The organism is Pseudarthrobacter siccitolerans, assembly GCF_030823375.1.
In the GTDB taxonomy this organism is placed as follows: domain Bacteria; phylum Actinomycetota; class Actinomycetes; order Actinomycetales; family Micrococcaceae; genus Arthrobacter; species Arthrobacter siccitolerans_A.
Genome location: NZ_JAUSXB010000001.1, coordinates 3984313 through 4005910 on the forward strand (window position 1 = coordinate 3984313; position 21598 = coordinate 4005910).

Here is a 21598-nt window from a genome sequence, read left to right on the forward strand (position 1 = left end):
AGCTTACCGAACGATCAGCCAAAGGTATGACTTGTGACACGAAAAGATAGTATCTGTGGCCTAGAAAGGTGATACCTTATCTCCTGTGCGTTTTCCGCCAAGGATGCGCAAAGAGAGTTCTTCCCTAAGCCAACGGCGTCTTCTTCGGAGGTAAAACATGCAGTATGCAGCCACGCACCTGGTGGTGATGGGCGTTGCCGGTTCCGGCAAATCCACCCTCGCCGCAGCTCTCTCCCGGCAGCTCGGATGGCTCTGCGCCGAAGCGGACGAATTCCACCCGCAGTCCAACATCCAGAAGATGAGCCAGGGCATTCCCCTGCAGGACGAGGACCGCTGGCCCTGGCTGCAGGAAATCGAGAACTGGATGACAACCCAGGCCCAGGCGGGCAACAGCACAGTGCTCACCTGCTCCGCCCTCAAGCAGAGCTACCGTCGGCTGCTGGCCCAGGCCGAAGGCCGCGTCCTGTTCCTGCACCTCCACGGCGAAGCGGACCTGATCGGCCAGCGCATGCAGGGCCGCGAAGGCCACTTTATGCCGCCCACGCTCCTGCCCAGCCAGCTGGCCACCCTTGAGCCGCTGAGCGACGAGGAGATCGCCGCCGGCAGTCTCCGCCTGGATATTTCCAAGTCGCCTGAAGAGCTGGTCAAAACCGTCATCGCCGCGCTGCAGCTCCCCGCAGACCAGGCGCCTTAGGCATTCCCCCAATCCCCAACAATCCTGTTTCAAAGGAGAACCATGACCATCGAAGGATGGACCCAAACGATGGGCGCAGGCCCCCTGCTGCTCATCGCAGCGGCAGCGATCGTTGCGCTGCTGTTCCTGATCATCAAGCTGCGGATGCACGCGCTCCTGGCCCTGATCGTCATCAGCCTCGCCACTGCCTTCGCCACCGGCATCCCTGCCAACCAAGTGGTGCCCGTCCTGATCAATGGCTTCGGCACCACCCTCGGCACCGTGGCCCTGCTCGTGGGCCTCGGCGCCATGCTCGGGCGGATCGTCGAAACCAGCGGCGGCGCCAAGGTCCTGGCCGACTACCTGATCGGGGTCTTTGGTGAGAAGCGCGCCCCCTTCGCGCTGGGCCTGGCCTCGCTGATTTTCGGGTTCCCCATCTTCTTCGACGCCGGCCTGGTAGTGATGCTGCCCGTCGTCTTCGCCGTGGCCCACCGCCTGGGCGGGGGAGTTCTCCGCTACGGACTGCCCGCTGCCGGTGCGTTCTCCGTGATGCACATCTTCCTGCCTCCGCACCCGGGCCCGGTTTCCGCCGCCGCCTTCTTCGACGCCAATATCGGCCTGGTTCTGATCGCCGGCCTGATCACCGCCATCCCCACGTGGTACGTCACCGCCTACCTGTACGGCCTCTACACCGGCAGGAAGCTGGTCCTGCCCGTGCCGGAACTCCTCGGCCACGCCAGCGCCGACGCCGAGTCCCACCCGCCGCGCTTCCGCACCATCGTAGGGCTGCTGCTCCTGCCGCTGGTCCTGATCTTCATGAACACCGGACTCAACACCCTGGCATCCTCCGGAGTGCTCAGCGAAGCCGTCAAGAAAGAACAGTGGTTCCAGGTCCTGCGCACCATCGGTGAAACCCCGGTGGCTCTGCTGATCGCCGTGATCGTGGCTATGTTCGTCCTGGGCGCCAGGCGGGGCAAGGATGCCGGCGCACTCGAGAAGCTCCTCGAATCCTCCCTGGGACCGGTCTGCTCCGTCATCCTGATCACCGGTGCCGGCGGTATGTTCGGCGGCGTCCTGCGTGCCTCCGGCATCGGCGCCGCACTGGCCGACGTCCTGGGCAACCTGGGCATCCCGCTCATCCTGGCCGGCTTCCTCATCTCGGCTATCCTGCGCATCGCCCAGGGCTCCGCCACCGTGGCACTGACCACTACCGCCGGGCTCATCGCACCGGCCGTGGCGCTGGCCGGACTGAACGGCATGCAGGTGGCCGCCCTGGTTATCGCGGTCGCGGCCGGCTCCGTGGTGGTCTCCCACGTTAACGACTCCGGCTTCTGGCTGGTGGGCCGGTTCTTCGGCATGGACGTCAAGACCACGCTGAAGACCTGGACCGTGATGGAAACCCTGATCGGTGTGATGGGCTTCGCCATCGCGGCCGCGATCTTCCTGGTGGCCGGCCTGGCGGGCTAGCTTCCCCAACTGGGTAGCGCCAGGTGCCGTTTTGAACCCTCAAAACGGCACCTGGCGCTACTTACTTTTAAGGGCGGGCCCTACGCCTGGAGGCCGGGGACGCCGTCCTGGATCCGGAAGGATGCTTTGGTGCTGACCGGGGACCCCGGCGTCGTGACGTAATCCAGTACCCGGAAGTCCGCCGTCATGGCGTCCTTGGTGATCCTGGTGTTCACATATCCGCGCGAATCGTTGTAGAACTTCAGGTGCGGATTCCACGCCATGGTGGGGTCCGTGGTGGAGCCCGTGCCGTTGCCGGTGGAGGTGATGGACGTGCATACCAGCTCCGAACCCGCCACCGGCGCGGCCGGATCCTTGTAGTCCACCTTCAGGTCGTTGGCCCAGTTGCGGTGCACGTCGCCGGTGAGTACGACGGCGTTGCGCACCTTCGCGTCCAGCCAGCCCTGGGTGATGCGGCGGCGGGATGCGGCGTATCCGTCCCAGCCGTCCATGGAAACGTCGTCCACGTCCGGGGCCTGGTCGCGGTCCCGCTCGGCGAAGAACACCTGCTGGCCCAGGATGTCCCAGCGCTGGGTGGAGTTCCGGAAGCTGTCCAGCAGCCACTTCTCCTGCCCGGCGCCGGTGATGGTGCGGTCCTCGGCGAGGCGCCCGGCCACGTTCTTCCGCCAGCCGTCGCCGGCGAGCTGGTCGTCGCGGTACTGCCGGGTGTCCATCATGTGGAAGTTGGCCAGCTGGCCCCACTGGATGGTGCGGTAGATCTTCATGTCGAACCCGGCCGGCACGGAGGAGGCCCGCAGCGGCATGTTCTCGTAGTAGGCCTGGAAGGCGGCGGCACGGCGCTGGCGGAAGCGCTCGGTGGTGTCGTTGAGCTGGCCGGCGTCGCGGTTTTCCGGGGTGTCGTCGGCCCAGTTGTTGTCCACCTCGTGGTCATCCCACACCACCAGCCAGGGTGCGATGGCGTGCGCGGCCTGCAGGTCGGCGTCGGCCTTGTACTGGGCGTGCCGCTGACGGTAGCCCTGCAGCGTGGTGGTCTCGGGGCCCTGGTGGTCGCGCGGGTTGCCGCCGCCGATTACGTAGCTGCCCTTTTTGTATTCGTAGAGGTAGTCGCCCAGGTGGAGCACCAGGTCCGGGTGGTCCTCCGCCAGCCGGCTGTAGGCGGTGAAGTAGCCGTGCTCGTACTGGGAGCAGCTGGCGAAGGCCATGGCCAAGGCGGCGGGCGTCTCGTGCAGGGCCGGGGCCGTGAGGGTGCGTCCCACCGCGCTGATGTGGCGGCCGCTGCGGAACCGGTAGAAGTATTCGCGTCCCGGCTTGAGGCCTTTGAGCTCCACGTGCACGGAGTGGGCTGTTTCGATCCGGGCCTGTTCGATGCCGCGGGCTACCACGGAGCGCATGTTCGGGTCTTCGGCGACTTCCCAGGCCACGGGAACCTGGCGTGCCGGCATGCCGCCCAGGCCGTCTTCGGCGAGGGGATCCAGCGCCAGCCGGGTCCAGATCACGAAGCCGTCGGCCCACGGCTCGCCCGAGGCGATGCCGAGCATAAACGGATCGGTGCGAAGGCCGGCGTCGTCCGCGATTGATGTGGCGACGGCGGCACCCGGCAGGGCGGCGACAAGGCCCGCCCCGAGGCCAGCTGAAATCAGGGATCTGCGTGAAATGTTGTCCATGGGTTCGACGCTAGGGAGGCCGGTTGGACAGGGGTTGTTGCCTAAGTGAATCAAAAGTGAACGATTCAGCACAGGAGCAATCGGGTTTCGACAGGCTCAACACCGGATCCCGGCCGCATATCCTTGAGCGGTGACCCTTCTTCAAGCTGTCTGTTCCTTCGCCATGGTGGCGGGACTTCTGACGCTGGTGCCCGGCATGGACACCGCCCTGGTGGTGCGCTCGTCCATCTCCAGGTCCCGCCGGTTCGCCTTTGCCACCGCAACCGGCATCAGTACCGGGGCGATGATCTGGGGCGCCGCCGCGGCCGTGGGTGTATCAGCACTGCTGGCAGCGTCGGAGACCGCCTACCGCCTGCTGACCATCGCCGGGGCGGCATACATGATCTGGCTGGGGTTGTCCCTGCTCTGGAAGATCCTGCGGCACGGCAAAGCCGCTGCAACTCCTGGGGCGGAAGCGTCGGTGCCCGGCCGGAACGAGCTGTTCGCCGGCTGGTTGACCGGGACCGGAACCAACCTGCTCAATCCCAAAGTGGGCGTGTTCTATATCGCCACGATCCCGCAGTTCATTCCGGCAGGGGAATCGCCGTTGCTGATGGGCGTCCTGCTGGCGGGGGTCCACTGCGTTTTGACGATGGCCTGGTTCACGCTTCTGATCTTCGGCACGGGCTATGCCTCCCGCTGGCTCCAGGGCGCCCGCAGCATCCGCATCATCGACAGCATCACCGGAACGGTCCTTGTGGGCTTCGGGCTCAAGCTCGCGCTCGAACCGGCCCACTGATCACTTGCCTGCTGCCCGGGCTTTCGTGGCCTTTGGCTCTTTGGGCGGGAGCGTGGAAATGTACTCGAAGGCCTTGTGGATCCAGGCTTTCGCCCGGGCGTCATCGCCGTCGCCTTCCTCGTTCCACATCTCCGGCAGTCCCGTGTAACCGCCCATCGGACGCTCAGCCGGCCCGAAGGGGACAGTCCGTTCCGCGCTTTCGAGTTCCTCCCGGTCCTCCGGGGAGAGCTTGATGCCGATGGTGGGTCCAAAAAGCCCGGCGAACATGTTGCCGTTCACGAACGCGCCCAGATTGCCGAACATGGGCTTGACCACCACGTCCTGGTGGTCCGGGACCAGGGACCTGAACCGCTCCTTGTCCGCGTCTGACGCTTTCGGCATCTCCATGCTGGTTCCCTTTCCGGCTCGGCTGTCTGTGCAGGATATGCCCTGCCGGGTGCGCCGGGGAACACCCTGCCGCCCGCCGTCGTTGTGCCAAAGGCAGCACGCTTCCAGCGGGTGCCTCATCTACCTTCGATCAAAGGACTTTCCCTTGACTCCTCGCACTATCGTGATCACCGGCGCCAGCGACGGCATCGGGGCAGCAGCCGCGCGGACCCTGGCGAAGGCAGGGGAGCAGGTGGTCGTCGTCGGCCGGTCCGAAGAGAAGACCCGCGCCATTGCCAAGGAGCTGGACGCGGACTACTTCGTCAGCGACTTCTCCGAGCTCGCCCAGGTCCGCACCCTCGCCGCGCAGCTGAAGTCCGACTACCCGCGCATCGACGTGCTGGCCAACAACGCCGGTGGCATCATGGGCAGGCGCACCCTCACCGTGGACGGCAACGAATCCACCTTCCAGATCAACCACCTGGCACCGTTCCTGCTCACCACACTGCTGCTGGACACCCTCACCACCAGCAACGCCAAGGTGATCAACACGGCCAGCGCCGCCAACGGCTTTGGCAAGCTGGACCTGTTCGACCTCACCGCCGAGCACAGCTACTCCACCAACCGCGCCTACGGCACCGGCAAGCTCGCCAACATCCTGTTCACCTCGGAGCTGGACCGGCGCTACGCCAGCCAAGGCATAACGACGGCGGCATTCCACCCCGGCGTGGTCCGCACCAACTTCGCGGCGGAGTCCACCAGCCCCTTCCGGCACGCCTACAAGACCTTGCTCAACCGGTTCATGCTCACCCCGGACCAGGGCGCGGACACCATGTTGTGGCTCATCAACGGCACCGCAGGCAAGGACTGGATCTCCGGCGCCTACTACGCCAAGCGCGCCCTGGCCAAGGCCAACCCGCAGGCCTACGACGCAGAACTGGCCCGAGGCCTGTGGGACAAGAGCGAAGAGCTGGTCAGGGCTGCTTCTTAGGCCTGTGCCGGTCAGCGCGCCCGCTCGACGTCGGCCGCCGCCTCGGACTGCCCCCGCGCTCTGAGCCCGGCCACCACGCCGTCAATGTCGGCAACAGGACGGTTCTGGCTCAGCTTGGCCTTGGCCTCGATCCGGGTGATCACCAGTTCCACGCCGACGATGGCCCGTAGTTGCCCGGTAATGAAGCGCTCAGGTGCGTCGTCCACGCTCCACGGGTGGTCGAACCCGGCCTCGTGCACCCCGGTCAGCCGCCGGACCTGGCGCGAAACCCAGACCGGATCGTCATGGATCACCAGCCTGCCGTAGACGTGGGCGGTGGTGTAGTTCCATGTGGGGACAACCCGTCCGTGTTCAGCCTTGGAGGCGTACCAGGACGGCGAGACGTAGGCGTCCGCACCCTGGATGATGGCCAGGGCCTCCCCGCTTGCGGGTTCGGACCACTGCGTGTTGTTCCGCGCGAGGTGCCCCTGCAGCGCGCCGTGCTCTCCGACGTCGGGATCATAGACAACCGGCAGGAGCGTAGCGAGGAGGCCCTGCGGCGTCATGGTGACGAGGTTGGCCGCGCCGGGGTGGTCAAGGAGGTGCTGGACCGTCTCGGAATTGGGTAGGAAATGGGCCGGGGTGTACATGGGCTAGTCCTTTGCTGGCTGGAGGCTTCGGGCGGGATGAGGGACTGTGGGCGGGACCGGTGCAGGCTGGAGCCGGACCCGGACGGCGGCCCCGGCGCAGAGGATGACCGCGAGTGCGCCGAGGGCCGTTGGCCAGGTCAGGCTCTCGCCCAGGAGGAGGGCCGCCCAGCAGATGGTCAGGACCGGCTGGACGAGCTGGATCTGGCTGACCGAGGCGATGGGGCCGATGGCCAGGCCGCGGTACCAGGCGAAGAACCCCAGGAACATACTGACCACGCCGAGGTAGCCGAACGCCAGCCACTGCATGGGCGCCGCGGTCGGCGGTTGCTGGGCGATTGAGACGGCTGTCAGCAGCACCATCAGCGGCGCCGCGAGCACTAACGCCCAGGACACCGTCTGCCAGGCGCCAACCTCGCGGGCCAGCAGGCCACCCTCGGCGTAGCCGATGGCAGCGGCCATCACCGCACCGAGGAGCAGCACGTCCGCCCAGTGCGGCTGCCCGAAACCGCCGGAGTGAAGGGAAGCGAAGGCGACAGCTGCGAGGGCGCCGGCCGCGGTGACCAGCCAGAACGCCAGCGGCGGCCGTTCCCGCCCGCGGAGTACGGCTGCTGTTGCAGTAGCGGCCGGCAGCAGAGCGATCACCACGGCCCCGTGGCTGGCGGGTGCAGCGGTCAAGGCAAAGGAGGTCAGTAGCGGGAAGCCAACCACGACGCCGGCCGCCACTACGGCCAGGCGTGCCCATTGCACTCCGCGGGGGAACCGCTGCCGGGTCAGTGCGAGGGCTGAACCTGCCAGCACCGCTGCCACCACGGCCCGCCCCGAGCCGATGAACAGCGGGGATAGGCTGGCCACCGCCACTTTGGTGAACGGGACAGTGAACGAGAATGCAACCACTCCGACGAGCCCCAGCCATATTCCCGAGGCCTTCGATGGCAGTATCACTGTGCGCTCAAGAAGGGTAGCGCTACTATTGTCTCTCATGAGCAACGATAGCAGTTCGCGGATCGCGGCGCACCTGAAAACATGGATGGCTGCAGCCCCGCCTGGTGCGAAGCTTCCGTCCACCCGCTCCCTGGTGGCTGAGTACCAGGCCAGCCCGGTGACGGTGCAGAAGGCGCTGCAAACACTGACGGCGCAGGGCCTGATCGAGAGCAGGCCCGGCGTAGGGACCTTCGTGCGCGCTGCCAGGACGGCGAAGCCGTCGGACTACGGCTGGCAGACGGCTGCCCTCCGCTCACCCCGGGCGGCGCTGCCCACGGCATCATCCACCATGCGCGACCTGCCGCTGGATGCCATCTCCTTCCACTCGGGCTACCCCGCCCGGGAGCTGCTGCCCGAGCGGCTGGTACGGGCCGCCCTCACCCGGGCTGCCCGCGGCGATGCTGCCCTATCCCGGCCTCCCGCCGCCGGCCTGCCGGAACTGCAGTCGTGGTTCGCGCACGAGCTGGGTGCATCGACGCCGGCCGGGACCACACCGCCCAACCCCAGCGACGTCGTCGTACTTCCTGGCAGCCAGAGCGGACTGAGCTCAATCTTCAGTGCTCTGGTAGGCAGGGGGCAGCCCCTGCTCCTGGAGTCGCCGACCTACTGGGGCGCCATCCTGGCGGCGGCGCAGGCCGGTGTCCGGGTGGTCCCGGTTCCCGCGGGACCTGACGGTCCCGACCCGGAGGAACTGACCCGGGCCTTTGAGGAGTCCGGGGCCAGGGTCTTTTACGCGCAACCCAATTACGCCAACCCCACCGGCGCCCAGTGGACCGCGGAGCGGCGTGAGCAGGTGCTGGAGGTGGTGCGTGCGCAGGGCGCGTTCCTGGTGGAGGACGACTGGGCGCACGACTTCGGCATCACCAGCAGTCCGGTGCCGGTGGCCTCCCGTGACGACTCGGGCCACGTTGTCTACCTGCGCTCGCTCACCAAGAGTGTGTCGACGTCGATCCGGGTAGCCGCGCTCATCGCCCGCGGTCCTGCGCGGGAGCGGATCCTTGCGGACCGCGCCGCCGAGTCGATGTACGTCAGCGGCCTGCTGCAGGCGGCCGCGCTCGACGTCGTCACGCAGCCGGGGTGGCAGACGCACCTGCGCAGCCTCCGCCACCAGCTTGAATCCCGGCGCGACCTGCTGGTCACCAGCCTGCGCGAGCACGCCCCCACCGGGCACCTGGAGCAGGTGCCCAAGGGCGGCCTGAATGTATGGGTGCGGCTGCCGGACGGGACTGACCTGGCGCGGCTGACCCGGGACTGCGAATCCGCCGGCGTGATCATCGCTCCCGGCAACGAATGGTTCCCGGCCGAACCGGCCGGCCCCTTCATCCGGCTCAACTACTCCGGGACGAATCCGGGCGCCTTTCCCGAAGGCGCCCGTATTATCGGGGAAATGCTGGACCGGAACGCGGACTAAAGAATTGGCTAAACAGCTCAGCACAGACGTCGATCTTCTATTCAGGGGTAGTCAGTAGAGCGAGGACGCCGTCTGTGCCATTGGTCCAGACAATTTTCCTATGTATTGAATGGTCGAAGGTCCGGGTGGCACATCTCGCGGAAATGTGGCCGGGCAGTCACTGGTATTCGTTACGATCTCTTAACCGACGCGTCGGTACCAATGGAGACTGATTCACCTTGGACGGGGTTTTCGGGACTAACTCCGTAGTTTGTATAAGTATTGACGTATCCTTGCCCACTTCGAGGACTCGGACCGGATTGCCCTTAGCATCGTAGAAGGTCTTGGTGTGAAGGTTGCCGCCGTTCTGCGCGAAGCCAAGCTTAAAAGCACAGCCCGGACCCGCTGGGAGAATGAATGGGTCTTGCGCAAGTGCCGGTGAATCGGCGATACCAGGACGACTGCCGCCAGTACTGCTGGCGCCACCATACGAATAACACTTGTTTTCATGTGATAATCCTTCTCGGTGTGTATTTTGGATGGATAGCCCAAGATTGGCTGCGCGCCCTAACCTCATTCCTATTTTGCGGTCCTTGCGGTTTTAATTTTTTTTGCCTTTCAAAAGCCGCAAGCCACTGCTTTAGCGGGTCCTGGTTGAAGGGCTTTCAATTGCGCAATCCGGGGCCTTGGGAGGCATCAGAATACGCAGAAGGAACCGTTGCTTGGAGCGGTTCGGGCGGTGGCCCTGACTGCGACCCGATATTGAGCCGCTTGGCCGGCCTCGCCGACGCAGTGCAGTCATCGTATTCCGCTTAAAAGCCAAGGACCAGATCACAAACTACCTATTCAGGCGTACTCGCTACCTAATTGTCCGCTGAAAGATACCCTCTTGGCTCCTGGACCTAAATCTGCGGACTAAAGGAAGCATTTTTTGCGTTCACCAGGGGCCCCGCGCCCCTATTCGCCCCGGCGTCCGTAAACGCTGACCACGTTGCCTTTGCTGGTGCGGTACTGGTCCTGCAGCTCGAGCCGGGTGATGGGATCGCCGTCTTCGAACAGGCGCCGGCCGGTGCCGGCGATCACCGGGTGGGTCATCAGGGTCAGCGAATCCAGCAGGCCGGCGAACAGCAGCTGCCGGGTCACGGAGATGCTGCCGCATACGGCGATCTCACCGCCGTCGCGCTCCTTCAGTTTGCCCACGAACTCGTCCAGCGGCGCGTCCATCAGTCGCGAGTTCTGCCATTCCAGCGGGTCCTTGAGAGACCGGGAGGCCACAAACTTTTCCACGGGATTAATGAAGGCCGCGAAGTCCTGGTCCGCTGAGGCGTTCGGCCAATATTGAGCCCATTCCTGGTAGCTGACCCGGCCCAGTACCACGGTGTCCACTGTTTCCATCATCCTGGTCATGCCCACACCGAGTTCGTCATCGAAGCTGTCGAATTGGAACTTGAAGGGATCTGACACCACCCCATCGACGGAGTGAAACAGGCCGGCAGTGACTTTACGCATGAAGGACCTCCAGTGGCGCCAACGGTTCGGGCAATCCGGCAACGGCGCCGGTCAGGTCCACGGTATTCGCTGGGCGTGTGGCAGGGAAGAGGGGAGAACAGCCAACCCTTGTGGGGCCGGACGTTAGGTTCGTCACCACCGCCTGCGTGTTGCCGGGATTCGGGCTCCGGCAGGCCCATACTGGTCTTGAGCGGCTGATGCCGTGCCCCGGCCAGGCAGGAGGAATTGCATGGAAACCTTGAAAAAAATTGTGTCCAACCAGTATTTTCCGGCCGCCGCGGTGCTCACCGCAGTGGTCCTCTTTTGGGCTGTTGGCCTCCTGGGCGGGCTCTCCCTCCTGAACAACAACCAGCCTCCGCTCACCACCCTGACCTGGATGCTCTTCGTCTACCTGGCCGCCGTACTGACCCCGCTGGCCGGCATCCTCGCCGCCGTGGACCTGGTCCGACGCTGGAAGCGCAACCGTGCTGCCGAAACCGCCGACGACGCCCAGGGGGAAACCTGGGCAGTGGAAGCCGAATCCGTAGCCGAAGAAGCAGATGCGCCCGAGCCGGCGGTTATCCAGGAACGGCCAGCGCCTATCCAGGAACGCCCGGCACAGCAGCCCGCACAGCAGAAGCGCCCGGCCCAGCAGCAGAAGCCGATCCAGAAAAAGTCAGGCCCGAAGAAGGCTGCCTGAGCCGGGTTTACCGGGCCAGTTCCACCCTGTTCCGTCCCCCAGCCTTGGCTGCGTACAAAGCGGCATCCGCCTCACCCACCAGCGTTTCGGCATCCACCCGGTGCCCGGCACTGAACGAAGCTATGCCGGCACTGAGCCTCAACTGACCGGAAGGATCACCGGCGTGCACAATCGCCAGATCCCGGACAGCATCCAGCGCCCGTTCCATAAGCGCTTTCGCGCCTGAAACTGACTGGTGGGGCAGCACCAGCAGGAACTCCTCGCCCCCGTAGCGGTACACGCCGTCGCTCTTCCGGACGATGCCCAGCAGCGCTGCCGCCACCGCCCGCAGTGCCAGGTCTCCGGCCTGGTGACCATAGACGTCGTTGTAGCTTTTGAAATTGTCCACGTCGCACATGGCCAGGCTGTACTGCTCCTCGTACCGCCCGCTCCGCAGGTGCAGCCGCTCCAGGTCCTCCGACAGCTTGAGCCGGTTGTGCAGCCCCGTCAGCGGGTCGGTCCGCGCCTGCCGGGACAAGACCCGGCGGTAGTGCGCCAGGTCCGCGTGCAGGGTGGTGATGCGCCGCGCCACCAGCAGCCGGGCATGCAACACAAACGGGTCCAGCGGCTTGGTGACGTAATCGTCGGCGCCCGCCTCCAGCCCGGCCAGCACGTCATCCCGGGACCCCTGCGAGGTCAGCAGCACAACGTACGTGTACAGGTCCTGCTCGCGCGCCCGGATGGCCCGGCAGAGGGCCAGCCCGTCCATACCCGGCATCATCCAGTCGGTAACCACCACGTCCGGCTGATGCTCCAGGTACAGCGCCCAGGCCTCGTCGCCGTCCGCGGCGGCCAGGCAGTCATGGCCGGAACGTTCGACGGCGGCCCTCGCCACCATCAGTGACCCCGGGTCATCATCGGCCACCAGAACTTTCATCGGGTCACCTCCAGCGCCGCGTCCAATTCCGCATCGAGCCGGTTCAGTTCGGCCGCAAGGCTGCCGACCAGGGCATTGCCGCCGTCGGGCGTTCCATCCCGGCCCAGGGCCTCCAGCCCGGCGCAGATCCTTGCGACGGCGGCGGCCCCGATGTTGGCCGCCGCCCCCTTCAGCGCGTGCGATGACTGCGCCAAAGCCGGCCCGTCGCCGTCGTCCACGGCCGCCTGCACGGCGGCAACATGCGCGGGCAGGCCCCGCCGGAACGCGGCCACTGCCTCGGGCAGCAGGCCCCGGCCGTCGTCCGGTCCCAGCTCCCGCAGAATGGCGAGCCGGTCCTGGTCCAGGGCAGGAATGGTATCCGGGTCCGCCGCGGGGGCTCCGCCGGTGACAGCCAGCGGCTGGGGGAGAGGCCCGGGAACACGCCGGGCCTCAGGGTCGGGAACCCAGCGGGCGAGCGTGGCTTCCAGGGCGGCGGCGTCCACCGGCTTGGCGAGGTAATCGTCCATGCCCGCAGCGAGGCACCGTTCCCGGTCGCCGTCCAGCGCCCCGGCGGTCATGGCGATAATGGGCAGGCGCGGGTGCGTTGCGTCCCGCCGCCGGATCTGGCGGGTGGCTTCAAAACCATCCATCACGGGCATGTGGCAGTCCATCAGCACCGCGGCATACCGGGCTTCCCGGGTGGCGGTGAGGGCCTCGACTCCGTTGGACACCACGTCCACCGCGTAACCCAGCCTGCTGACGGTGGCACGGGCCACCAGCTGGTTCACCTCGTTGTCCTCCACCACCAGGATCCGGCCCCGCGACGGCCCGTCCGGAGCAGCCGGAACCTGGGCGGGCGCGGCGGCCGGAACGGCCGGTTCGTGGGTGGACATCAGCCGGACCAGCCGGTTGTAGAACTCGGAACTCCTGACCGGCTTCATCAGCCATTCGCGCACGCCGGCCTGGCTGATCTCGGCCGCGTCAACCTGCATTGTGGACGTGAGCATGATCAGTTCCATGTCCGCCAGCCGGGCATCTGCCTTAATGCGCCGCGCCAGCTCCAGTCCGTCCGTGTCCGGCATGCAGAAGTCCAGCACGGCCAGGTGGAAGGGTTCCCCGGCAGCATCCGCCTCGCGGGCACGGACCAAGGCCGAGGCGGCATCGGTGACCGCTTCGGGCTGCAGCCGCCAGCCGCGCAGCTGGGATTCGAGCACCAGCCTGTTGGTGGCGTTGTCATCCACCACCAATACCCGCAGGCCGTTGAGGAAGCCGGCTGCCGGAACGGGGTCCGTGGACGGCGGCGCCACCGGCAGGGGCAGCCGGAACCAGAAGGTGCTGCCTTTCCCGGGGATGCTGTCGAGGCCGATCTGCCCCTCCATCGCGTCCGTCAGCCGGCTGCAGATGGCCAGGCCAAGCCCGGTGCCGCCGTACCTGCGGGTGGTGGAGGCGTCCGCCTGCGAGAACGATTGGAAGAGCCTGCCGTGCTGGGACGGCTCGATGCCGATGCCCGTATCGCGGACTTCGAAGTACACCGCGGCGGTGCTCCCGTCGGCGGCGCCGGGGCTTTCCGTCTTGACCCTGATGGACACCTCCCCGGATGCTGTGAACTTCACGGCGTTGGAAGCCAGGTTCAGGATGATCTGCCGGATACGGCCGGAATCGCCCATCAGCCGTGCAGGGACCCCGGGTTCGCAGTAGGCGATCAGTTCCAGGTTCTTGGCCTGCGCGGGTTCGGCCAGGAGCCCGGCCACCTCCTCCACGAGGACGCGCGGATCAAAGGGCCGCACATCCAGGTCAACCTTTCCGGCCTCCAGCTTGGAGAAGTCCAGGATGTCGTTGATCAGGGCCAGCAGTGCCTCGCCAGCGCCCTTGACGCCCTCCGCATACTGCTTCTGCGTGGGCTCCAGCGGGGTCTCCAGCAACAGCGCGGTCAGCCCCACCACGCCGTTCATGGGGGTACGGATCTCGTGGCTCATGGTGGCCAGGAATTCGGACTTCAACCGGCTGGATTCCATGGCCGCCCCGCGGGCTGCCTCAAGTTCCGTGGTGCGGACCGCCACCTCATGCTCCAGCCCCGTGGTCAGGGTGATGTTCTCCAGGATGATCAGAACCTGCCGGACCATCACGAAGACCAGCACGGCAGCGCCCACCACCAGCAGGAAGGGATTGAGTTCGGCCAGGTGGGGACCGGCGAACAGCACCACTGCCACGAGCAGTGGCACGTAGGGCAGCAGCTCCAGCGCGAGGGTGTAGCCGGTCCGGTCCCGCCCGGCGCTCTCTTGATGCGGTGCCAGCGGCGCGAGGGCGATCAGGAGGAAGGCGAGGATCCAGCCGAGGGCAAGGGGCGAACCGGTGGTGCCGGCGACGCCGTCGAACGTCAAACGCACGTAAATACTGTCCGTCACGGCCAGCACCAGGAGGCCCCCGCCGAAGCACAGCCAGGGCAGCCGTTCGCCCGGCTGCCGCCGCATCGCCAGGACCAGCACCAGGGAGGTGATCACCAGATCGACCACGGGGTAGGCCATCCCGGTGAGCCGGGCCAGCGGATCACCCTCCGCATCGAAGGCGTCGCCGAGCACGATGTACCAGCTGACCACCAGCACGGAGCCGGCAATCACTGCCGCGTCCATCACCGCCCGGTACAGCGCCACATGGTTGCCGCCGCGCCTCCTGAACGCAAAAAGCGCGGCGACGGCGGGCACCGCGTAGCAGAGGAACAAGGCATCTGCCAGGGAGGGGAACGGGTACACATGGTTGTTGGCCAGGCCAAGGGACGCATAGACCGCCATCCCCGCAGCCCAAATGAAGGCCGCCCCGGCCATGAATGTCCATGCCCTGGCGTTGGCGCCGCCGCGCCGTGCCGCCCGGGCGCAGCTTGCTCCCGCCAGCAGCGAGGCCGCCAAGATGACGAAGTCGCCGGTTACCAGCGCCGCCGGAGTTCCGCTGTTAAGTGTGAAAAAGAGGCCGAGCGCGGCCAGGACGAGGGCCGTCAGCCCGGCCACCGGCCTCGTAGGCAATGTCTTGCTGCTGCCGGCGCGCCGGTGCTGCAGGAGACCAGTCTGAGACACGCGGAATCCTCCCCATAGGTGCGCCCTGAAACCCCGGAAGCCTGCTGGGAAAACCGGTCACGGAGTCCGCCCGAGACCTGGGTGGAGACGCTTTCCCATGATATCCCTCACGGTGCCGAAGGCGGCCGGATTTGAGGCCTGCCGCTACCGCGCTTTGAGGGCGTTGAGGGCCTCTTCCGCATGGTGCAGGGCATGCTCCAGCCGTGCGCCCGGCTCAGGCAGCGAGAAGAGGTACCCCTGCAGTGAGTCGCAGTCCAGGGCGGTGAGGTAGTCCGCCTGGGCCGCCGTCTCCACGCCCTCGGCGGTCACCGTCAGGCCAAGGCTGTGGGCCATGTTGATCATGGAGCTGAGGATGGGCAGCCGCTCGGTGCCGGTGCGCACCATGGACACAAAGCTTTTGTCGATCTTTACCGTATCCACCGGCAGGTCCTGCAGCCTTCCGAGGGACGAATAACCGGTACCAAAATCGTCAAGGGCAACCCGGGCGCCGACGTCCCGCAGGGTGCTGAGCTGTTTGATCAGGCTGCAGTCGGCGTCGAAGAACACGGACTCCGTCACCTCCATCACCAGCTGGTAGGACGCCACACCGCTGGCGTCGGCGAGGCGCAGGACTTCAGCGGCGAAATCCGGGTCCTGCAGCTGAACGCCGGAAACGTTCACGGACAGGGACCGGGACGGGTCTTCGCTTAGCCACGAGGCCAGCTGCACCATGCCGAGGGCCATCACTTCGGTACCGATTTCGTTGATCAGTCCCGTGCGTTCAGCCAAGGGGATAAAGACCGACGGCGGTACGCGCTCGCCGTCCCTGTCCCACCGTGCCAGTGCCTCAAACTTCACCACCTGGCCCATCCTGTGCGACACGATCGGCTGGTAGTCCACCGAGATCTCGCCCCGGGACACCGCCAGTTGCAGCCCGCTCTCCATGTCGGTGCGCTGCACCAGGGCCGTCATCATGTCGGGGTGGAACCGGAGGAAGCGGTTCTTTCCGGCGGCCTTGGCGGCGTACATGGCGATGTCCGCGTGCCGCAGCAGCTCGGAGGCGCCCACGTTGTCCGGGCCCAGGGACGCGAGGCCCAGGCTGAGGCTGGGCCGCAGCACCGTGCCGTCGATGGTGACGGGAACGTGCAGGCAGCGGACGATGCAGGCGGCGATTTCATCAGCATTCGGGCAGGCTGTCAGCAGCACTACGAATTCGTCGCCACCGAGCCTGGCCACCACGTCAGCGGTGGGGACGCAGCCGCGGAGCCGGCGCGCCACCTCGATGAGCATGTCGTCCCCGGCCTGGTGCCCGAGGATGTCGTTGACTTCCTTGAAGTCGTCCAGGTCCAGCAGGAAGACGTCTACGGCCTTCAACCGCGGCTCCTTCAGGGCCTCTGCCAGTCCGTCATTGAACACGGCCCGGTTGGCCAGGCCTGTCAGCGGATCCTGGAATGCCATGGCCCGCAGTTTTTCCGCCTGCGCCGCAAGGTCCAGCATGGCCTGGTGGGCCTGTTCCTGGGCCTTGCGCCGCGGGGTGACGTCCCGGAAACTCCAGACCCTTCCTACAACCTTGTCACCCACGCGCTGCGGGCGGGAATACCGCTCGAAGGTGCGGCCGTCCTTGAAATCCAGGATGTCGTGGCTTTCCGCTGCCGGGTTGTCCTCCAGTTCCGTGACCCGGCCCATAAAGGCCACCGGGTCCGCCACCTGGGAAACGACGAGCCGCATGATCGGTTCTTCGCTGTCGCCCTCGAGGAGTTCCGGCGGGATGCCCCACATGGTCAGGAACTGGTCATTGAAGCCGGCAACGTGCCCTTCGTTGCTCATCACCAGGATGCCGTCCGCAGTGGATTCCAGGGTGGCCGTCAGCAGGGACATTGCTTCGCGCAGGTCCTCCTGTGCTGCTGCCCGGTGCGAGGTGCCGCGGACCGAGAGCAGCAGCTGGGGTGCGCCCCCGCCTGTGGACCCGCCGGCCGGGGACGGGTTATGGAGCAGGGACGCTGCCACCTCCGCCGAAAACTCTGTCCCCGTACTGTTCACGCCGAACACCTCCCGCGGCGGAGGGTGTTCCCCCGGCGCTGTGAGCAGTTGCTGGATGAGCCGCTCCACTTCGGTGCGGAAGCCTGCTGTGAACAGCGAGTGATGTTTCCGGCCTGCCAATTCGTTCCTGTTGAACCCGAAAAGCCTCTCGGCGGCGGCGTTGGCCATGGTGATGGTGCCGTCCGGAGCCACCGCGAGGAGTGCATCCGGGCTTGCGTCCAGGACCGCGCCGAATGCCGGTGCTGTTAAACCGTTGCTGTGGCTTCGAGAATCAGCCATGACACCACCCCCCTCGCACATCATAAAGTGCCTGCCCCGAAAATCGATGGCTGAGGGGAGACGGGTTTTGCCCAGGCGGGGCCTGAATGCAGCGGACGGACAGGGGCAGGGCATGCAAAAGCGCCGCCCTCCCTGTGTGGAGAACGGCGCTTTCCGTGAGGAAATAGGTAGCTGCGGCTATACGCGGCGGCTGCTCCTGTTGGTGACTGCGCCGTAGATCAGCAGGACGACAATCGATCCGAGAATGGCCAGCAGCCATGTGCGGATATCGAAGAATTCAGCCAGTCCGCCACCAAAGATCAGCGAACCGATCCAGCCGCCCAGGATAGCGCCGACAACGCCGAGGACCATGGTGACTACCCAGCCTCCGCCCTGACGTCCCGGCAGGATGGCCTTGGCAATAGCACCAGCGATCAGGCCCAAAATGAGAAATCCGAGAATACCCATGTTGTCACTCCTTAATCCGTAAGTTGTGCCGTGCCCCCATATCCGGTTCCCTAATTCAATCAGCATGCTTACTACACTTCAAGACCTGAATATCACGGGATGACTGTCAGTTTTCCCGGGAAGAATGCGCCGCTCCTGCAACCGGTGCGGGCATCGGCAGGAAAATCCGGGGTTTCCCGCCCTCCTGCGGACCCTTCGATAGAGTTGACTGTCCCCGGCCAAAAACCAAGGAGCTTCGGCATGTCCAGCCAGCAAAACGTCCGGCCGCGTGCCATCTTCCTCGATATCGACGGCACTTATGCTGACCACGGAGTGGTCCCCGACGCGCATGTGCACGCCGTCCAGGAAGTGCGCCGCCGCGGACACCTGGTCTTTGTCTGCACTGGCCGGCCGCTGTCCATGGTGCCCGAACACATCCTTGACGCAGGGTTTGACGGGATCATTACCGGTGCCGGTGCGCGGGTGGAGCTGGACGGGGAGGTACTTAAGGACGCGAGGTTCAGCCCGGACTTGGCGGCACGTATCGTGGACGCGCTTGACGCCAATGACGTTGCCTACATCCTTGAGGCGCCGGAGGCGCTGTATGGAAGGACCGGTGTGGACGAGCGCCTGCGGCGGGTGCTGACGCCCGTTTTTGCCGGCAGGTCCCGGCATGATGGCGTTCTCAGCACTGACGTTGATCCGGTGGAGGACATCCTGGGTCCGGTGCAGTACAGCGACGATTTGCGGACGGTGTCCTTCGCCAAGATCTCCTGCTTTGACTCCCCGGTTCCGCTGACCGGCCTGATGGACGGTCTCGGCGCGGGAGTGGGACTCATCCCCAGTTCGCTGTCCGCCCTGGGCGACACCGCCGGGGAGATCTTTATGGCCGGAACCCACAAAGCGGTGGGCATCCAGGTGGTGGAGAAGAGCCTCGGCCTGAGGCGGGAAGACATGGTGGCGATCGGCGACAGCGCCAATGACATCGAGATGCTCGAGTATGCAGGCATTGGCATCGCGGTGGAGGGCGGCCATCCGAAGGTGCTGGCAGTCGCTGACCGGCTCACCGCCGGACCGGGCGGTAACGGGGTGGCGCTGGCTTTTGCGGAACTGGGCCTCCTGGACTGACCTCTTCTGCTGCAGGCGCCGCGCCGGCGGAGGTCCCGAGGCCTCGCACCTCCCAGCCTTCGGCCCGCCAGGCGGCCGCATCCAGAGCGTTGCGCGCATCCAGCACCAGCCGCCGTCGTACCAGCGCCCCGGCAACGCCAGGTGAAAGCCGGCGATACTCATCCCACTCGGTGAGAAGCAACACCAGCTCCGCGCCCTCCAGTGCCCGCAGGGTGGAGGCCTCGAACCGGAGCCGCGGGTAGCGCCGCCAGGCATGGTTCACTGCCTTGGGGTCGGTAACCGTCACGTGCGCCCCGGCAGCCGACAGGCGGTCCGCGACGTCCAGGGCAGGGGAATCGCGGATATCGTCGGTATCCGGTTTGAAGGACGCGCCCAGCACCGTGACGGAGCGCCCTGCAAGGGTGCCGCCGCAGAGTTCGGCGGCCAGGTTCACGGTCCGCACGCGCTGGCCGAGGTTGACGGCATCCACCAGCTGCATCCAGTCCGCCACCGCCGTGACGCCGAGGCCGGCGGCCTGGGACCGGAAGCTGCGGATGTCCTTGGGCAGGCAGCCGCCGCCGAATCCGAGCCCGGCGTGCAGGTACCGCCCGCCGATCCGCGGGTCCATGCCCATCGCCTCGCTCAACTCCGCCACGTCCGCGCCGGCGGCGTCGCACAGCCCGGCGACGGCATTGATGAAGCTGACCTTGGTGGCCAGGTAGGCGTTCGCGGCCGATTTGATGAGTTCGGCGGTGGCGAAGTTGCACACCACACGGGGAATTCCGGCGGCGAGCAGCGGCTCATAGACCGCATCCAGTGCGGCGGTCACCCCCATGGGTGCCCCCGTCCGGGGGTTGAACGCTGCGGCCCGGCCGCCGTCCACCCCGTAGACCAGCCGGTCCGGCACCAGTGAGTCCTTCACCGCGGTGCCTTGCCGGAGGAACTCCGGATTCCAGCCCAGCAGGACATCCGGCCGGGCGTTCAGCACGCCGCGGAGCATGTCCGCCGTGCCCACGGGCACGGTCGATTTTCCGACGACGACGGCGCCCGCGGCCAGGTGCGGCAGCAGCGCCTCCGCGGCAGAGGTGAGATAGGTGAGGTCGGCGGCGTCGGACGTTTTGTGCTGGGGAGTTCCCACGCACAGGAAGTGCACTTGCGCGCCCCTGGCGGCGGCCGCGCGCGTGGAGAAGTTCAGCCGGCCCGTGGCGAGGCCGTCCTGCAGCAGTTCCTCCAGGCCGGGTTCATGGAACGGCGCCACGCCGCCGGACAGCTGGTCCACTTTGGCGGGATCCACGTCGATGCCCGTCACCGTGTGGCCCATGGACGCCAGCGTGGCGGCGTGGACGGCGCCAAGATAGCCGCAGCCGATGATGGAGATCTTCACACTCCCCACCCTCGCCCTGACCTCGCAGGCCCGGCCAGGGAAGCCGGCGGGCGTGGGCCCAGCGCCATAACCGGCATGCCGGCAATGACCTCTTCGTAGTGCCGGACCAGCTGTTGGCAGAGGGCAGGCCAGGTCCTGTCCTGCACCGAGGCGTGTGCCGCTGCTGCGAAAGCGCGGCGCTTGGCGTCATCGCCCATCAGGTCCAGCACGTGGGCGCGCATGGCGGGCAGGTCCCCGGGTTCGTAGAGCCAGCCGGTCCGGGAGTTCTCCACCAGGTCCAGGGGGCCGCCGCGGCCGGTGGCGACCACCGGCACCCCCGAGGACATGGCCTCCTGGATAGTCTGGCAAAACGTTTCAAACCCGCCGGGATGGACAAACAGGTCAAAGGACGCCATCGCCCGGGCAAGCTCTTCGCCGCCCAGGAATCCGGTGAAGGCCGCATCCGGCAGGGCCTGTTCCAGTGCCCCCCGCTGCGGACCGTCACCCACAATCACCAGCCTGGTCCCAGGCACCCCCGCCAGGACAGCCAGGTCCTCCACCTGCTTCTCCACGGCCAGCCGGCCCACGTAGCCGATAATCCGCTGACCGCCGGGAGCAACTGAAGCGCGCCAGCCGTCGTCGCGCTTTTCCGGCGAAAAGCGTTTGGTGTCCACGCCGCGCCGCCACATCCGGAGCCGGGGGATGCCGCGGCCGCGCAACTGGTTCAGCGCGAACGTGGAAGGCACCAGGGTGCGGCTGGCGAGCAGGTGGATGTTGTCCACCCGATTCCAGGCCCAGTTCTCCAGGAACGGGACACCGTACCGTGCCGCGTAGCTGGGAACCTCGGTCTGGTAGATGGCCACGGTGGGGATGCCCAGTTGATGCGCAGCCTGGACTGCCCGCCAGCCGAGGACAAACGGCGAGGCCAGGTGGACCACGTCCGGTGCGTAGTCGGCAAGGATTCGCTTGACCCGATACACACCGCCCATCGCCACCCGGACGTTCGCATAGCCGGCCAGCGGCACCGCGGGCAGGCGGTGGATTTCGGCGCCCTTGACCCGGTCCGGCGCTTCGCCGTCCTGGGTGGACGGCGCAATGACCAGGACGTCGTCGCCCCGGCCCTGCAGATGGTCCAGCACCCGCAGGATCGAATGCGTCACGCCATTCATCAGGGGCAGGAACGATTCAGCAACAATTGCGATCCTCACTCCTCCACCGTGGGCGGACCTCGTTGCCGGGCGGGGGACCAGATGTGACGCCGGGGGAAAGGTTAGGGAAACATCAGCTTTGAACACGGATGAATCACGAATGCCC

18 protein-coding genes are annotated in these 21598 nt (G+C 66.4%); 7 read left to right on the forward strand and 11 right to left on the reverse strand.

Annotated elements, in window-relative coordinates; translation table 11 throughout:
- The first annotated feature begins 157 nt into the window (after nt 1-157).
- Nucleotides 158-694, forward strand: a complete 537-nt coding sequence (locus tag QFZ36_RS18610) for a gluconokinase (RefSeq protein WP_306638540.1) — start codon at nt 158-160, stop codon at nt 692-694.
- 42 nt (nt 695-736) lie between these two features.
- Nucleotides 737-2140 carry a GntP family permease gene (locus tag QFZ36_RS18615; protein ID WP_306638541.1) on the forward strand — a complete coding sequence of 468 codons (1404 nt, stop codon included), beginning with the start codon at nt 737-739 and terminating at the stop codon, nt 2138-2140.
- An 80-nt stretch (nt 2141-2220) separates the two neighbouring features.
- Here the strand turns inward: QFZ36_RS18615 and QFZ36_RS18620 are convergent, their stop codons facing one another.
- Nucleotides 2221-3804, reverse strand: a complete 1584-nt coding sequence (locus tag QFZ36_RS18620; protein WP_306638542.1) for an alkaline phosphatase D family protein — start codon at nt 3802-3804, stop codon at nt 2221-2223.
- 130 nt (nt 3805-3934) lie between these two features.
- On the opposite strand from QFZ36_RS18620, the gene QFZ36_RS18625 reads away from it, so the two are divergent.
- A complete protein-coding gene (locus tag QFZ36_RS18625; protein WP_306638543.1) occupies nt 3935-4582 on the forward strand; it encodes a LysE family translocator in 648 nt (215 codons plus the stop codon).
- Here QFZ36_RS18625 and QFZ36_RS18630 read toward each other — a convergent pair whose 3' ends face one another.
- A complete protein-coding gene (locus QFZ36_RS18630; protein WP_306638544.1) occupies nt 4583-4969 on the reverse strand; it encodes a TfoX/Sxy family protein in 387 nt (128 codons plus the stop codon).
- A 145-nt stretch (nt 4970-5114) separates the two neighbouring features.
- Here QFZ36_RS18630 and QFZ36_RS18635 point away from each other — a divergent pair, with 145 nt between their 5' ends.
- Entirely contained in the window at nt 5115-5939 is an 825-nt protein-coding gene (locus QFZ36_RS18635; protein WP_306638546.1) for an SDR family NAD(P)-dependent oxidoreductase, read from the forward strand.
- An 11-nt stretch (nt 5940-5950) separates the two neighbouring features.
- Here the strand turns inward: QFZ36_RS18635 and QFZ36_RS18640 are convergent, their stop codons facing one another.
- Together QFZ36_RS18640 and QFZ36_RS18645 are read right to left on the reverse strand one after the other, a co-directional pair.
- Nucleotides 5951-6568 (reverse strand): FMN-binding negative transcriptional regulator, encoded by a 618-nt coding sequence (locus tag QFZ36_RS18640; RefSeq protein WP_306638548.1) that lies wholly within the window; start codon nt 6566-6568, stop codon nt 5951-5953.
- A gap of 3 nt (nt 6569-6571) precedes the next feature.
- Nucleotides 6572-7549, reverse strand: a complete 978-nt coding sequence (locus tag QFZ36_RS18645; protein WP_306638550.1) for a DMT family transporter — start codon at nt 7547-7549, stop codon at nt 6572-6574.
- Between QFZ36_RS18645 and QFZ36_RS18650 the strand changes: the two genes are divergently transcribed.
- Nucleotides 7548-8960, forward strand: a complete 1413-nt coding sequence (locus QFZ36_RS18650) for an aminotransferase-like domain-containing protein (protein ID WP_306638552.1) — start codon at nt 7548-7550, stop codon at nt 8958-8960. The two genes, QFZ36_RS18645 and QFZ36_RS18650, sit on opposite strands and share 2 nt — an antisense overlap.
- 936 nt (nt 8961-9896) lie before the next feature.
- Here QFZ36_RS18650 and QFZ36_RS18655 read toward each other — a convergent pair.
- Nucleotides 9897-10448 (reverse strand): dihydrofolate reductase family protein, encoded by a 552-nt coding sequence (locus tag QFZ36_RS18655; RefSeq protein ID WP_306638553.1) that lies wholly within the window; start codon nt 10446-10448, stop codon nt 9897-9899.
- Between the two features lie 229 nt (nt 10449-10677).
- Here QFZ36_RS18655 and QFZ36_RS18660 point away from each other — a divergent pair, with 229 nt between their 5' ends.
- Complete coding sequence (locus QFZ36_RS18660; protein WP_306638555.1) at nt 10678-11127, forward strand: hypothetical protein; 450 nt, start codon at nt 10678-10680, stop codon at nt 11125-11127.
- Between the two features lie 7 nt (nt 11128-11134).
- Here QFZ36_RS18660 and QFZ36_RS18665 read toward each other — a convergent pair whose 3' ends face one another.
- From QFZ36_RS18665 to QFZ36_RS18680, 4 genes are all read right to left on the reverse strand, one after another.
- Nucleotides 11135-12043 (reverse strand): GGDEF domain-containing response regulator, encoded by a 909-nt coding sequence (locus QFZ36_RS18665; protein ID WP_306638556.1) that lies wholly within the window; start codon nt 12041-12043, stop codon nt 11135-11137.
- A complete protein-coding gene (locus QFZ36_RS18670; RefSeq protein ID WP_306638557.1) occupies nt 12040-15090 on the reverse strand; it encodes a hybrid sensor histidine kinase/response regulator in 3051 nt (1016 codons plus the stop codon). The genes QFZ36_RS18665 and QFZ36_RS18670 overlap by 4 nt, the downstream gene beginning before the upstream one ends.
- A 144-nt stretch (nt 15091-15234) precedes the next feature.
- Nucleotides 15235-17388: a putative bifunctional diguanylate cyclase/phosphodiesterase gene (locus tag QFZ36_RS18675; protein WP_306638558.1), complete on the reverse strand. Its 2154-nt coding sequence runs from the start codon at nt 17386-17388 to the stop codon at nt 15235-15237.
- A 177-nt stretch (nt 17389-17565) separates the two neighbouring features.
- On the reverse strand, nt 17566-17835 hold the full coding sequence (locus QFZ36_RS18680) for a GlsB/YeaQ/YmgE family stress response membrane protein (protein ID WP_050055989.1): 270 nt from the start codon (nt 17833-17835) through the stop codon (nt 17566-17568).
- A 240-nt stretch (nt 17836-18075) separates the two neighbouring features.
- Here QFZ36_RS18680 and QFZ36_RS18685 point away from each other — a divergent pair, with 240 nt between their 5' ends.
- A complete protein-coding gene (locus tag QFZ36_RS18685; protein ID WP_306638559.1) occupies nt 18076-18942 on the forward strand; it encodes an HAD family hydrolase in 867 nt (288 codons plus the stop codon).
- Here the strand turns inward: QFZ36_RS18685 and QFZ36_RS18690 are convergent.
- Nucleotides 18878-20305 (reverse strand): UDP-glucose dehydrogenase family protein, encoded by a 1428-nt coding sequence (locus tag QFZ36_RS18690; RefSeq protein WP_306638560.1) that lies wholly within the window; start codon nt 20303-20305, stop codon nt 18878-18880. The genes QFZ36_RS18685 and QFZ36_RS18690 overlap by 65 nt on opposite strands.
- The gene (locus tag QFZ36_RS18695) at nt 20302-21492 is read right to left on the reverse strand and encodes a glycosyltransferase family 4 protein (protein WP_306638561.1); all 1191 of its coding nucleotides are present in this window, start codon (nt 21490-21492) and stop codon (nt 20302-20304) included. Before QFZ36_RS18695 ends, QFZ36_RS18690 begins: the two co-directional genes overlap by 4 nt.
- Nucleotides 21493-21598: the final 106 nt, after the last annotated feature.